The sequence below is a fragment of the Streptomyces smyrnaeus genome (genome assembly GCF_017676345.1).
Classification (GTDB): Bacteria; Actinomycetota; Actinomycetes; order Streptomycetales; family Streptomycetaceae; genus Streptomyces; species Streptomyces smyrnaeus.
The window spans coordinates 33,430-47,316 of the sequence record NZ_JAFFZM010000027.1 but is presented as its reverse complement, the minus strand read 5'-3'; the positions used below and the strand labels follow the sequence as shown (position 1 = coordinate 47,316).

8 protein-coding genes and 1 CRISPR repeat array are annotated in these 13,887 nt (G+C 68.3%); of the genes, 1 reads left to right on the top strand and 7 read right to left on the bottom strand.

The genetic code is table 11. The annotated features are described in order from the left end of the window. Positions 1-4: 4 nt before the first annotated feature. The 4 genes from casB to JW613_RS31115 all read right to left on the bottom strand — a co-directional run bounded on the left by casB (position 5) and on the right by JW613_RS31115 (position 8,452). Positions 5-718: a type I-E CRISPR-associated protein Cse2/CasB gene (gene casB / locus JW613_RS31130; protein ID WP_209214214.1), complete on the bottom strand. Its 714-nt coding sequence runs from the start codon at positions 716-718 to the stop codon at positions 5-7. A 100-nt stretch (positions 719-818) separates the two neighbouring features. Beyond that, positions 819-2,465, bottom strand: coding sequence for a type I-E CRISPR-associated protein Cse1/CasA (casA, locus tag JW613_RS31125; protein WP_307866115.1), 1,647 nt, complete (start codon positions 2,463-2,465; stop codon positions 819-821). Between the two features lie 288 nt (positions 2,466-2,753). Next, complete coding sequence (gene cas3 / locus JW613_RS31120) at positions 2,754-5,684, bottom strand: CRISPR-associated helicase Cas3' (protein WP_209214213.1); 2,931 nt, start codon at positions 5,682-5,684, stop codon at positions 2,754-2,756. Between the two features lie 131 nt (positions 5,685-5,815). Continuing rightward, positions 5,816-7,674: a CRISPR direct-repeat array (repeat unit 29 nt; unit sequence GTGCTCCCCGCGCCAGCGGGGGTGGTCCG). Between the two features lie 418 nt (positions 7,675-8,092). Continuing rightward, the gene (locus JW613_RS31115; protein ID WP_209214212.1) at positions 8,093-8,452 is read right to left on the bottom strand and encodes a P-loop NTPase family protein; all 360 of its coding nucleotides are present in this window, start codon (positions 8,450-8,452) and stop codon (positions 8,093-8,095) included. A gap of 271 nt (positions 8,453-8,723) precedes the next feature. Here JW613_RS31115 and JW613_RS31110 point away from each other — a divergent pair, with 271 nt between their 5' ends. After that, positions 8,724-9,026: a helicase associated domain-containing protein gene (locus JW613_RS31110; protein ID WP_443742848.1), complete on the top strand. Its 303-nt coding sequence runs from the start codon at positions 8,724-8,726 to the stop codon at positions 9,024-9,026. Between the two features lie 60 nt (positions 9,027-9,086). Here JW613_RS31110 and JW613_RS31105 read toward each other — a convergent pair whose 3' ends face one another. The 3 genes from JW613_RS31105 to JW613_RS31095 form a co-directional block, all read right to left on the bottom strand. Then, positions 9,087-11,033, bottom strand: coding sequence for a hypothetical protein (locus JW613_RS31105; protein ID WP_209214211.1), 1,947 nt, complete (start codon positions 11,031-11,033; stop codon positions 9,087-9,089). Between the two features lie 67 nt (positions 11,034-11,100). Beyond that, positions 11,101-13,038, bottom strand: coding sequence for an ATP-binding protein (locus JW613_RS31100; protein ID WP_209214210.1), 1,938 nt, complete (start codon positions 13,036-13,038; stop codon positions 11,101-11,103). Further along, complete coding sequence (locus JW613_RS31095) at positions 13,035-13,595, bottom strand: hypothetical protein (protein ID WP_209214209.1); 561 nt, start codon at positions 13,593-13,595, stop codon at positions 13,035-13,037. Before JW613_RS31095 ends, JW613_RS31100 begins: the two co-directional genes overlap by 4 nt. Positions 13,596-13,887 lie beyond the last annotated feature (292 nt).

Genomic DNA, 13,887 nt, shown 5'->3' with positions numbered 1-13,887 from the left:
TCGATCAGGTCTTGCCGCGCTCGGCGCTGCGGAGGGTGCGGTAGTAGTCCTCCAGCCAGCGGGTGGTCGTCTCGTCTCGCCGGTAGGTCCAGCGCGCGATGTCGTACAGGAGCCGCCCGTAGTCGGCGACTACGCCAGAGGAGCCGAGCAGGCGCAGAACGGCGGGCAGCATGCGATGCAGCCCGTCGGTCTCCTGCCGCACCAGAAGGTGCAGCCGCGATTCGGTGCCGTTGGTGCGCTCCTTGTCGCGGACGGCGGCTTGAGCCAGGGCCGCGCCCAAACTCGTTCCCCAGGACCGCTTCTGTTCAGCGCTCCTGTGCGGAGCTACGCCTTCGGCCGTCTGCCCGGGGGAAGTGGAGGGCTGCGCTGGTGTGTCCTGGTCGGTGGTGCGGGCTTCCACCTCGTGGGAGTCTGTGGCCCGCTCAGCACGGGGGCGGGCTGCGATCAGTGCGGCCACCGCGTAGTAGGCGCGTCGCTCCTCTCCTCTCGCTGTGTCGGGCACGAGGCTGTCGCGGAGGAGTGCGGCGTGGGTGCGGGCGGGTACCTCGTGCACGGGTTTGGCCAGGCCGCGCCGGAGTGCCTGCTGGGTTCCGGGACTGGTGCAGGCTTTCCGTACTCGTGCGACGAACGTGTCGTAGCCGGTGAGCCGCTCATGGCGCGGGACGCGGCCCGGTAGCGGGGTGCCGCTTTCTTCGGTGGTGTTGTCAGAGGCGATCATGCTGGGGCTTCTTCCGATGCTGGGGGCCTTGTCGATGCACATGGCGGGGCAGGGATGTGCGGGCGCCGTCCGCTGCCGTCGCGAGCCGGTCGTGAGAAGGTCAGCGGCTGCGGCCACGCTCGTGGACGAGCAGAGTCCGCACCAGTCCGCGCGCGCTCTCGCGGGCCTTGGCACCCCGCGGTTGGGCGGCCACCGATGCGGTGACCTCGTCGTAGACGCTCAGGGCGATCCGTCCGAAGGCGGGCAGAGCCGCGGTGAAGTCCTCGGCATCCAGCATCCGCCAGAAGCACTCCTCTGCTGCTGGCCAGTAGGCGGCCAGCGCGGCCTCCGGCCAAGGGCCCTCGCCCTTGGCCGGCCCGTTCTTCGCGGCGGTGGCCGTCCGCTCAGTCCTTGGCCGTTCCTCGGTGAACGGCAAGGTGTAGGTGCGCCAAGCCGCGCGCAGCGCGGTGACCAGGTGCCAGGCGGCCTTCTCCGCAGCCTCCCGGCCTTCCTTGGCCCCAAGGGCCAGTGCGGTGTCGGCCTCCACCTCGGTCGAGTCGAGAAGAGGGAACAGAAGTGGCGTCACTGCGCTGAAGTAGGCGGTATCCCGCGTCTGACCGTCCTGGTCGAAGCCGTAGGCGGTAACCCTCAGCTGCCGGAAGACCTCCTCGGGCAGTTGCAGGCCCGTCAGCCCGTCGAAGACCGGTGGCCTGCGTCCGCCGTCACCGCGGTTTTGCAGGATCATGGCATCCAGGTCCCGCCACAGCGCTCTTTTCGCGTCGGCGTATCTCTTGCGCAGGACCCCCTCCTTCGTCTCGTCCCAGATGAGGTAAGGATCACGGAGTTCGGGCCGGTTGGTCCGCAGCGCCCACGTGATCACCGCGTCGACCACACTGTGCCCGTCCGGCCCGGGCCGGAGGAGAACAGCGTGCTGGTACTGCTCCGTGAGCATCGACAGCGGACCGACAGCCGGTTTCGGAGGCTGGAGGGGATCGAGCAACTCCGTGCGCTCCCAAGGACAGCTGTCCTCATCGTCAAGGTCAGCATCAGGGCGCTGGGGCCAGGTGCCGGGAGCGGGGAGGCCCAGGAGCAGCGTCTCGTAAAGGCTCCGGCCCAAGGGGTGGCAGGACAGCGAGCGGCGCAGTGGCCCGGCCATGGTGTTCCCGTACCGCTGCCCGGCCACCGTGCGCGGGGTGCACTGCCCGGACTGGCCGTAGTAGAGCTGAGTCAGGAGGTGGAGTACTGCCTCCCCGGACGGAAGCAGCGCCGGTTCCGCATCGGTGAAGTGCCCGAAGAACACCTGGTTGCTGCCCGCGGGGCGGGACATCACCAGCTTGTTCACCCCCGACGAGCCGGAGCACTCCTCGCTTAAGCGGGGATCCTGCAGAAACGGCCGGACAGGATCGTGCAGACGCAGCCCGTCGGCATGCCTGTCGAAGTAGGCGTTGACGCTGTCCGGGTCGAACCCGGCTCCCTCTTCGAGCAGTTCGTAGCGTCGGTCCAGCCATGCCTCCGTGCCGCCGTTCGGCAGCTGATGCAGGCCGGTGATCCGAGCGGCCATCGCATACAGCACGCGCATCAGCCCGGAAGCGGCAGGCGGAACCGCGACAGCCAGACCTTCGAGTTCACCGGCGCGGACAAACAGCTCGCGCAAGCCGACCCGCTCGGTTGTGCCGTCCACGAAGACAGGCACCCACGGTCGGCGATCGAGGGGGAAGCGGTCGGTGTCGACCGCAGTACAGGACATGAAAAGCAGCACCTCGATCACACGCGGCACCAAGCGGTACCCATGGGTAGGAACGGCCGTAGGAGAGCCGTACGCTGAAGACCTCCGCACTGCGGAGACGCTCCGCGCAGGCGGAGGTGAGTCGATGAGCAGGCAGGTAGGGTCCCGCTCAGACTTCAAATCCCCGCGCAGGCGGGGGCCTGGAGCGCTCGCCGCCCCGCTGGCTGCGGGGCGGCGAACGTCCTACTCACCGTCACGGCACGACAACTGTAGGCACGGGGTACAGGTCCTCACCTGAAGATGAGTAGGTACGTAGTACGTATTTACGTCTCACGCTGTACGCCGCGTGATCAGGCCCAGCGCATGGTCGTAGGTGATCTGGTACTCCCCCAGCGCCGCGCCCACCACCTCGCCGCCCGTCACGCGCTGCGGCAACAGGACGATCCGGGCCAGCCTGGGCTCCCTGCCCCAGTCGGCAGGAGGGTCGTGCGCCGGCCCGCACGCCGCACGCCAAGGCCCGTGGGCGAGCGGCACCACGCAAGAGAGCAGTTCGCGCACCTCGGCCACGGTGAAACGCCCCGCCCCTCCCCGGCCCGACTCGGGCAACGCCACGCTGTACGCCTCATCCAGCCACCGCCCGTCCTCGTTCTCGAACACAGGCAGCACCTGGACGGACTCGGCCCCCAGCCGGGTGCGGACCAACTCCTCGTCGGCGTCGCTGGTGGTCAGCGAATGCAGTGAGGTGACGCGGTGTGGTGACGGCAGGGCGACCATCTCGGCCAAGGCGCCACGGGCCATATCGTCCGCCAGGCGCCGGAAGTCCCGCTCCATCAACTTCTCAGGAGCAACGGATACGAACTCCTCCGCGTAAACCCCGTCCACCAGCGCTTGGACGTCATCGGGCACCGTGACCGGTCTCCCGGCCCGCCGCTCCAGCAACTCCAGGGTTCGCTGCAGCAGCGAGTGCTGGTACACATCGCCCCACGATCCCGGCACGGACAGGTCGCCGTCCTCCCCAGCCGGCGCCAGCACCACCAGCCGTGGCACATCAGCCCATGCGGGACGGGACGGGGACGGCTCACGATGACGCCAAACCCGCCCAGCCCGCTGCAGCAGCATGGCCATGGGCGCCAGGTCGGAGACGACCAGGTCGAAGTCGAGGTCCAGAGACTGCTCGATCACCTGCGTGGCGACCAGAACGGCGCCGCGGGGACCGGTAGGCCGACGCACCCCGAGCTTGTCCGTGCGGCCGAACCACCTCTCGGCCTCCCGGGTGAGCCCAGCGCGACGACCCGCGGGAAACCGAGCGTGGAGCAGCCGCAACCGAGGCCCCGCGGCTGCGTCCTGCCGCTGATCGTCCTCCGCCGAGCAGTCATCCCAGCCGAGATATCCGGCCCCGAAGCGGGCGCGACAGTGGTCACGGAGCGCTGCGTAAGTCTGCTGCGCCTCAGCGACAGTGGTGCAGATGACCGCCGCGCACCCGCCCCCGGAGATCACACCGTCGAGCGCGTCGAGCACGGCGGCAAGCCGACCACCGGCTCTGTCCGGCTCGTAGGTGTGCGCAACGCGGCGGACCATCACCGCGAGCTTGCGCCCCCGTTCGCTGCGGACCGGTTCGTCCGGCCCGAGGACGAGGTCATCGCGTGCGGAGGCATAGACCCACCCCGGATACGCCGGCACAGGCACCTGGCGGGAGGCGCTCGAGGGATCGGCACCCGTCAGGTAGGACCTCACCAACCCGCGGGCGATATCACCGGTGAGCGTCGCGGACAACAGCACCACAGGAACACCCAAAGCTCCCAGCCACTCGAGCAACCGCAGCAGCAGGGCGTGGGTGTAGGCATCGTAGGCGTGCGCCTCATCGATGACGACCGTCTTCCCGGACAACCCGAAGTGCCGCAGCGCGTTCCGCCTCAACGGCAGCACGGCCATCAACGCCTGGTCGACCGTGCCGACGGCCAGCGGCGCCAGGATCCCCCGCCCCCGGCCGCGCAGCCAGCGCCCCGCCTCGACCGAGACCCGGCCATCCCACTCGGCGCCCGGCTCGCAATCGGATACCACCCGCGGCTCAGGTGCGTCCACAGCATCGTCGCTCTGCGGCCTGGCGTAGGGCGCGTACAAGTCGGCGGCGCCGTGCAACAGCGTCAGCTGCGCTGGATCCAGCAGGTTCCGCCCAGCGAACTCCACGAGCCTGCCATACATCTGATTCGCCGTTGCCTGGGTCGGCAGAGCAAAAAGCAGCCCCCTACCCCCGCACGCTGCTCCCAGAAGCGACGCGGCGTACAGCGCCGTCTCCGTCTTGCCCTCCCCCGTCGGCGCCGTCACCAGCAGAACGCCCGGCCCCCGCAACCGGGTGCCGGACAACCCGTGCGCCACACTCAACTGCAGGGAATAGGGCGAACGGATGTCGGGGAACAACTCACTGAAGCCACCGGTCCTGAAACCAGCCCCTCCCAGGCCGGCATCCTCCACAAGGACCGGCGCCACGCGTCCCATCCTCCGCGCATGACCGCGCAACGATGTTGGGGAACCATAGTCCGCCTGCGCCTCGATCTCCTTCTGCTGCGCCTCGATCACATGCTCCTGGCTGGCGAGCCAGTCAGAGACGATCACCATTCCCGCAATCACAACCGCTGTAGTCGGCGACATCGCACAAGCATTGGGGACAGCGGGCCGCCCCAGCACTTCGTAAAGCGCTTCAGCATGCTGCTGCCGCTGCTCCGCCCACGCCCCGGAGCCGAGTTCCGGCATCCGGGCACAGGGGTTACGCAGATCCCGTGGGTCGTTGTCCGAGGGATAGCGGCCGTGATGCCCGCCGAGGATCTGCGCCACCTGTAGTGCCAGAAGCTTCGCCGGCCGCCCCCCGGCAGCCGGGTATCCGAGCCGAGCCAGCAGTTGCGGCAGCGCCGCGTGGGTGGCGCTCTCATGACGTATCCGGCCGACTGTGGAGTCAGCCCACCGGTCGTGCGCGTACGCTGCCTCACTGAGGAACCCGGAATGAGCCGGCCTCGCCTTGAGGAGCATGCCCTGGAAAGACGGGATGATCTTTCCGAGATCGTGCAGTCCCGCCCAGAACATGACGATCCGCCTGGCCTCAGAGACACCCACACCCAACGCCTCCACGACCCGGCTGCGCTGCCCCTCGGCCAGCACGCGATCCCACACACTGCCGCACACCACCGCGGAGTCAACGAGATGCCCCACCACGGGATACGGCGTCGCCAGCCCGTCGGACTTCCCACACAACCGCGTATCAACCACGCCGCGCCTCCCCACCGCGTTCCATCAGAGGCAAAAACTCCATCACATGCCTCTGACAGCATGAGGGCGTGACCCCGACAGACCATGGTCAAGCAACAGCAAAGCCGCTATAGAGCTGCAGGCCAGGAAGAGTGCTCCCCGCGCCAGCGGGGGTGGTCCGCACGACGCCCCCGGACGGGAGGCGCTGCTGGAGTGCTCCCCGCGCCAGCGGGGGTGGTCCGCTGAGGGTGTTGCCGGGGATGCGCAGCGGCAGGTGCTCCCCGCGCCAGCGGGGGTGGTCCGGAGGAGAACTGGGAGGCAATCGACGCTGCCGTGTGCTCCCCGCGCCAGCGGGGGTGGTCCGTCCGCCTTCGACGCGGTCACCGAACTGCAGAAGTGCTCCCCGCGCCAGCGGGGGTGGTCCGCTGCTTGGTGATCTCCACGATCAGGTCACCACGTGCTCCCCGCGCCAGCGGGGGTGGTCCGACCGCGGTCGCCCCGGCCGTCAGTCAGATTGCGTGCTCCCCGCGCCAGCGGGGGTGGTCCGGAAGCGGCCGAGCATCAAGAGCAGATCACCCAGTGCTCCCCGCGCCAGCGGGGGTGGTCCGCCCGAGGACATGTCGCACGCGATGCTGATCGCGTGCTCCCCGCGCCAGCGGGGGTGGTCCGATGGCGGCCCGGCGGCTGGCGTCAGCCGCCGAGTGCTCCCCGCGCCAGCGGGGGTGGTCCGGAAACGAGCCGACCGCGGCCGAAGTCGGCGAGGTGCTCCCCGCGCCAGCGGGGGTGGTCCGGGGGCGGGAATCCCCGACCGGCACCACACCGAGTGCTCCCCGCGCCAGCGGGGGTGGTCCTGATGGGAACTCGCTTGAGTGAAATACGCCTGTGTGCTCCCCGCGCCAGCGGGGGTGGTCCGGCCGTCGCCCTCGCCCGCGACATCCGCGACCGGTGCTCCCCGCGCCAGCGGGGGTGGTCCGGCCCGCGAACACCGCGCGAAGGGTCCGCAGTAGTGCTCCCCGCGCCAGCGGGGGTGGTCCGGACTGGTCTCTCGCCCGCTTCGAGCGGCATCTGTGCTCCCCGCGCCAGCGGGGGTGGTCCGGACGGTCCGCAGATCCCCCTGGAGCCGGTCCGGTGCTCCCCGCGCCAGCGGGGGTGGTCCGGTCCTGGCCGGTGGCCGGTTGCGCGTCGACGTGTGCTCCCCGCGCCAGCGGGGGTGGTCCGTTGCCCTATCGTAAATCCAGCAGGAAGCGACAGTGCTCCCCGCGCCAGCGGGGGTGGTCCGCGGATGCCGTACCTGCAGAACGTGCTGGAGGAGTGCTCCCCGCGCCAGCGGGGGTGGTCCGGTCGTGCTGCGGCACATGCGGCACGGGGAGGAGTGCTCCCCGCGCCAGCGGGGGTGGTCCGTCGCGGCGCAGCGCGGCCCCGACGAGGCCGGCGTGCTCCCCGCGCCAGCGGGGGTGGTCCGAGGAGGTCCCGCCGTATCTGGTGGGATCCAGCGTGCTCCCCGCGCCAGTGGGGGTGGTCCGTCCTGCACCACGTCTAAGCCGGGCTGGTCCGGGTGCTCCCCGCGCCAGCGGGGGTGGTCCGCCGGATTCGTCCGATGCGCCGGCGCATCGGACGTGCTCCCCGCGCCAGCGGGGGTGGTCCGGTCAGCCGGTTGGAGACGGGGCAGGGGATCGCGTTGTCCCCGCGCCAGCGGGGGTGGTCCTGACGGGGGCAGCGGGGTCCCGGGGGCGGCGAAGTTGTCCCCGCGCCAGCGGGGGTGGTCCGCGGCATCTCGACAAGTACGAGGAAGACAGGGAGTGGTCCCCGCGCCAGCGGGGGTGGTCCGGTGGCGACTCTGATCGCGGCCACGGGGCTGGTGTGGTCCCCGCGCGAGCGGGGGTGGTCCGGCCACCAGGGCGATTCCAGCGTCCTGGTGGCCGTGGTCCCCGCGCGAGCGGGGGTGGTCCGTGGCGTGCGAACAGATCGGGGCCCGTGGTCACGTGGTCCCCGCGCGAGCGCGGGTGGTCCGGCCGCCGCGCGCAAGGCACTGAAGGACGTTGTCCCCGCGCGAGGGGGGGGTGGTCCGTTCGCGGTGCCCAGGGTCACCTCGCATCAGGGCGGCCACGCGCCGGCATCCCATTCCCCCGCCACGGGCGCCAGCAAACGCGGAACCGGCGGGGAACCGGGGACGAGCCACCGGTGACGCCTACAGCCCTCAGCAGAGCCGCCCGCCCGGGTCCGGAAGACGAGCCCGAACTCACCAACAGTGTTCTCAGGGTTAGATGAGCGCGCCGAGGACGCCGCCGGGCGGAACGAGTCGGGCGACGGCCGCCAGGCCCCGGCCGGCTGCTGAACGCTGCTGAAGAACGCGGTGCGCGTACTCGCGGCGGACCTTCGGGGGGCGGCAGCGAGTCAGGAGCTGCGGTGGATCGCTGGGGCACTTCCCGTCATTCCTCGAGTGCGGAAAGGCCGGCCAGGCCCGAGTCGAGCATGATGCGGTCGACGGTCTCGGGCAGGCTGCTGCCAGCGTCGAAGACGGTCTCGATGCCGCCGGGAAGAAGATCACGCGGCCGGTACCAGTCGCGCAGCTGCGTCCTGCTGACCATGCAGGCGATCCGCTTGGCCACGTGGCAGGCGAGGGTCTCGGCGAACGGCAAGGACCACCCCCGCAGTGATAGCCGGCGTCCGGCGAGCAGTTGGGCGAGCATGGCGCCGTAGTGGTTGGCGTAGAAGATGCCTTCGATGACGGCGTGATAGCCGCCGTCCAGAGCGTGGCGGCCGGTCAGGCCGATCAGGCCGATGTTCACCACCCGCCCCGAACAAGCCTAAGGACAACCACACCGCGGTACCGCTCTGCCACCATGTACCAATGACCAGAAGCCCCAGCAGTAAAGAACTTGCAAAGCCACGCTGACAGAGCAGGTCAGGAACTGTTGGTCCCCGCGCAAGCGGGGGTGTTCCGCCGCCCGCCGAACCTGGTCCCGACTCGCACAAGTTGGTCCCCGCGCAAGCGGGGGTGTTCCGAAGCAGCCGGGCACCTGGGCGCGGCTCCTGCCCGAGCAGCGGGAGCGGCTGACTGTGCTGGGCATCAAGCCGCTTGAGGAGCCGTCTGCCGCCCCGGCGGCCGGGCGCGCGGCAAGGGGCCCGAGCAAGGCGCAGCAGGCGTTCCAGCGGGGCCTGACGGCCCTCGCGCAATGGGTAGAGCGGGAAGGCGCCCGACCTGTACCGTGCGGCCACGCTGAGGAGATCGCGGTGGACGGCGAGACGGACCCGGTGGTCGTGAAACTGGGCGTATGGAACTCGAACATTCGCGCGAGGCGGGACAAGCTCACCCAGGAGCAACTGGAGGCGCTACGGGAGCTGGGCGTGGAGTGGGCGTGACGCCGCTGCCGTCCGGGCCGCGCGGGGCCCTGGGCGAGAAACGTCTGGGACTCCGTGCCGTTATGACATGTCGTGCGGGGTAGTACGGTTTCCTGGGACCCTCATGACAACCGCCCATCGATCCAGCTGTCTGGAATCGGGGGCGGGGATGTGTTCGGTCCACATGTTGTCCCGCAGGTTGGGAAGCCACTGGGGCTTCGGTGTGAGGTCCAGAACGGCAAGCATGCCGAGTGTGACTCCTGCGGCTTGGTAGGCCACCGTTTGCCCCAAATAGCGCTTGAGGTCTGCAGGTTCCGCCTTCCTGAGTTCGCGCTTGCACTCGATCACGATGCTGAATCCTGGGAAGATCACCAGGATGTCGGCGCGGCCTCCGCTGCGGTCGATGGTTTCCATCTGCACTTCGAAGCAGGCGCTGTCGAGGTAGTCGTGCAGATCTTCCTGCAGCTCGATCTCCAGCGGGAGCTTCTCTCCAGGCTTGGGCGCGAAGAGGTAGGCAGTCTTCTTCGTGTGCTTGTCACGGCCGCGGTTCGTCCTGTTCGCCAGGAATCGGATTGTCGCGGTGACGAGGCGGATGAAGTGCTCCCGTACCGAAAAGGACTGAAAGTCCGGGCAAGGTTGCAGTCCTCTGATGACCTCGTTGAAGAGGTCTTGCTCTGCTTTGGGCAGTGTCTTGATGTGACTGCTGTACGTGTCGGTGAGCTGCTCATGTAGGCCGTTGAGCGTGTCGGGAGGCAGGGCCGCTAGAACCGCCCTACCAAGTTCGGCGGCCAAGTCGTCGGCCGCTCCGTCTTTTCCCGGGCCGTCCTCAGGTTCTTCAGGCGGAAGCCCGAGCCGGGACTCGACTGCTGACCGGAGTTCCTCGGCAGCCTGCCGGTCCCAGTCGGGTGGAGCGTCGGCGAGCAGCGCGTGCACGTGCAGTAGGAGTCCTTCGCGGGCGGCAAAGGCATCTTCGATACGGGGAGCTACGAGGAGCTGCAGCGCAGAGGCGTCGCCGGTTGGGGTGAGGCGTACGGAGCGGTGAGCGATGTAGGCAGCGAAGACGTGCTGGATCGTCTGGCTTGGCCAGGTGGGGAGGGGGGAATCGAGGTGGGCGGCGGCGTGCTCGAGATCGGCGCTGAGGGTGTACCACGCTGCTTCGGTGTCGTAGCGGCCATCTCGCCAGCCTGTTCGTAGACCGGTGAGCCAGAGCGCGTGTTCAGAGGTGGAGCGGCGTAGTTGCGCTGCCTCGGTGCTGAGGGCTTCGTTGTCGTTGGCTTCGAACGCCAGGACGGCGTTGATTGCGGCCCGGTATGCGGTGGCGTCCGGGCGATCCTGGTCGGAGTCGATGGCTTCGGTGAAGTGGGTGCGGCTGGCGGTGAGCTGGGTGAGGAGGCTTGAGCGATCTGCGGCGTTGAATGCGTCGGAGAGGTGGCACATAGCCAGCTCAAACGCAGCGTCGGACCGTAGAGCCGGTATGTCAAGGAATGCGTGGAGTGCGTTAGTCAGGTCTGCGTCGCGCCATTGTTCATAGCCTGCTCCGAGCGCCCGTACGACTTGGCGTGCGTACCCGATGGGTGCGGAGGGGGCTTGTGGGTCAGTGAGGACGTCAAGGACTCCGTAACGCTTGATGGCTCCTCCGGCGAGTGCCAGGCGGAGTGCGGCTTCAAGGAAGAAGCCTGCGGTCTCAGCTTCGAGAGCCGTGGCGTGGGGCTCGGTCCGGCGCAGGGCGATTCGATTCAGCGCGGTGGAGTGGTCCCTCAGGTACCCGGGGTGGTCGCACAGTCGGTCAAGGAGGTCTCCGACGACGCCCGGCCGGTTCTCCGCCGTGAGTGCTTCGGCGATGAAGGCTGCGGCGCGGTCTGGGCTGTTGAGACAATCCCAGGCAGCAAGGAGAGCCTCGGCCGCGCGGAACCACAGTCGAGAGGTGGCAAGTTCATCTGCCTGGGCAAAGAATCGGTCTTCGCCGCCGAAGTCTTCGAGTGTGGGGGCGTCTCCGCGGCGAGCTAGGAGTGTCTCGAGCGGCGTCACGGTGGGCCCTCCTTATCGTGCGGCGGCCTGCGATGAATGACGCGTTAACGCGTCGACGGAGTAATGGTCACCACATGAAGGCCCCTGCTTCAGCGATCTTCGCGCGGTCGTCAGGGATGACCGTACGGGCGAGTTCACGGTTGGCCGTAGCGGCGATGATCTGCAGCCCGTCGGTCTCTTCGCAGATCGCCCGAAGTTGCTGTAGCGTCTCGGCAAGGTCGGTCGGGATCATTTCCTGGGCGCCGGCGGAGTCGATGAGGAAGAGTCCGGGATGGCGGCCGCCGTGCTGCTGGCCGACGCGGAGGAGAGCCAGCAGCGTGGCCATGCGCAGACGCAGCTGTTCGCCCTCGGTCACCTTCTGGAACGAAGACGGTCCATCGTCCAACTGGAGCTTCATGGGACCGTTTGCCTGCAGCTTTACGCCCTGAAGATTGTCGTATCCCAGTCGGACGGCGAGGTCGAAGATTTCGCTGCTTACCCGGTCCATGATGGGCTTACTCGCCTTTCCGGCGCGCACGTCGGCTTCTTTGTACGCAGCCTCCAGGATCTTCTCCTCTGGGGCTGGCGCCGTTGTTCCACCCGCGCGAGCGTGGGTGGCTTCGCGTTCTTTCAGGGCGCCGCGCAGACGTTCCAGGTCAAGCTGGCGTCGCAGAACAGAGGCATCCGGTAGTGCTGCTTGGGCAGCGGCCATCGCACGGCGGGCCGCGTCGAGCTGGGCTTCGGCTTCTTTCCGTTCCTTCTCCGCGCGCCGCAGCGCTGTGCGGGCCTGGTCGTCCGCAGCGGCCAGAGAGGCGATGTTCTCACTCATCTGGTCGATAGCTGTGGTGTCCTCCGGAGCATCCTCGGGAGGTGCGCTGCCGCATACGGAGCAGTGGTCCGCCGCCTGGTCGCCGCGCGCCTGAGCGAGGTCAGCGACGGGGGTGGTGCAACGCGGGCAACACGTCGGGGCGAGAGCCCCGAAGTAGCGCTTGGCTGCCGTGTTCTCCTTCATGTCGCGTAGCCGCTTCCGGTCTTCCACGAGTGTCTGGTGCAGCTCGGTGTAGTTCTGCTGGACGGTTAGATGCACCTGTACGGCAGTGGCATGGCATCCCGCGCAGGACGCAACATGGGCCGCGGCTTGCTCAATGGCCAAGGCTTGGTCTTCCAGGGCGGGGGCGACACCAGTGTTGGCGAGGGCCGCCTCGGCAGCAGTGATCTCGTCCTTGAGCCGTTGCAGGGAGCTCGCACGGGCCTGGGTGTCTTCGGTAGCCCGACGCTTCTCGCCCCGCTGCTGCTGCCGGACAGTCTTCAGGGCGGTCTCGGCGTCCCGGCGTGTGCTGGTCCAGGGAAGGCCGATGAACATCTGCAGCAGGCTGACGACGGATCCATTCTCGCTGGTCTCTCCGAGCAGGACCTCAGCGTTGCGGTTGCGGCAGATCAGTGCGTGGCTGAACAGCGCCCAGTCGGTGACGGTGGCCTTGCCGTCTTCTTCGCCTTTGACGTCGGAGTGCCACCCTCGGAGGATCTCCAGGTTGAGACGGTTCATCATGAACTGGCTCATCACGGAGGCGAACTCGGCTTCACCAGCGAAGTCGATTCCGGAGGTGGTCTTTCCGGTCTCCAGGCGTCCGGTCGGTACGCCGTCCTTGTGCTGGAACTCCACACTGAAGGGCTCACCGTCTATGTGGCCTTCGAGCCGAACGTGGGAGATCCATCTGCGTGCGGTGTCCTGCAGCCGTTTGTTCTTGCCTCGCAGGCACCACCAGATCACTTCCAGGACAGTGCTCTTGCCCTTGAGGTTGTCGCCGGCTAGGCACCACAACCCGTCGCTGAGCCGCCAACTGAAGCGGAAGTCGTCGGTGAACTTGCCTGCCTTGGTTCCTGAGAACTCGATCGAGGTCAATGCCAGTCGGTGCGGTCGCGGCAGCACGCCGCTCTCCCGTACCCGGTGATGCTCGAGCACTGCTGCGGCCTCCGCGACGTCCACACCAGCACGGCGGGCAACAGTCTCGGTGAAGTTACTCATGCGCTCCCCTCGCTCACCTTGCTCTGCAGCGCCGACAAACGGGCCCGGACGCGCGGGAGAATGCCAGCGATGTCCTCACCCATGTGGGTTCGTTCGTACTCACCCTGCGCGTACTGAAGCTCCTTCAAGGCACTGCCGCTGCGGTCCCCGGCCAATAGCAGCACCAGTGCCGCGCGTTCGTCGTACCAAGACAGATCCGGCTCCTGCGAGCGCATCTCCTGTGCGTCCTGTCGGCCCGCCGGCAGCAAACAGTAATCCCAGCGGTCGATGTCAGGCGCTGTCCCGATGGCGTCGATGCCGATCAGTCCATGCGCGACCAGCAATGCCAGAGCGTCATCGAGTGACTCGTAGGCGCCATAGCGCCAGCGGATCATGGGATAGGACTCAAGATCCGGCTCATCGCCCTCTAGCAATGCAGCCGCCCGGTCGACAGGGCTGACTCCCGGAACGCTCCGGCCGGCCTCCGCGGCGTTCAGCAGTTCATCGGCAAGGTAATCGGGGTTGCGGAGCCAGAAGTCGAGCGCCTGAAGCTTCTTCTGTCCGCGCAGCACCGCCACCGCGTCCGGATGGGCTGGGCACCCGCTACCCGGGGATGGACAGTGATCCAAGAGGAAGAGGATGCGCACAGCATCCTGAACGCGGCTCGCCCTGCGAGTCCGTACTTCCACGCCCTCCGATGTCATGCGCCCCCGCCGATCTCGCTTACATCGCCCCGGTAGACGAGTAGCACGAATCAGGACTCTTGCGTAAGTGATCCAACACAACCCGCAGTCGTAGCCGGGTTGACGGCGGCGAGGCGCGGCGGCCCCGGCCGACGCGCAACTGGCTGAGCGCGCCCCGATCCTCGGC

Excerpts from the sequence above, each read along its gene's own strand:
- casB (WP_209214214.1), bottom strand. The coding sequence starts at position 718 with ATGATCGCCTCTGACAACACCACCGAAGAAAGCGGCACCCCGCTACCG.
- JW613_RS31100 (WP_209214210.1), bottom strand. The coding sequence starts at position 13,038 with ATGAGTAACTTCACCGAGACTGTTGCCCGCCGTGCTGGTGTGGACGTC.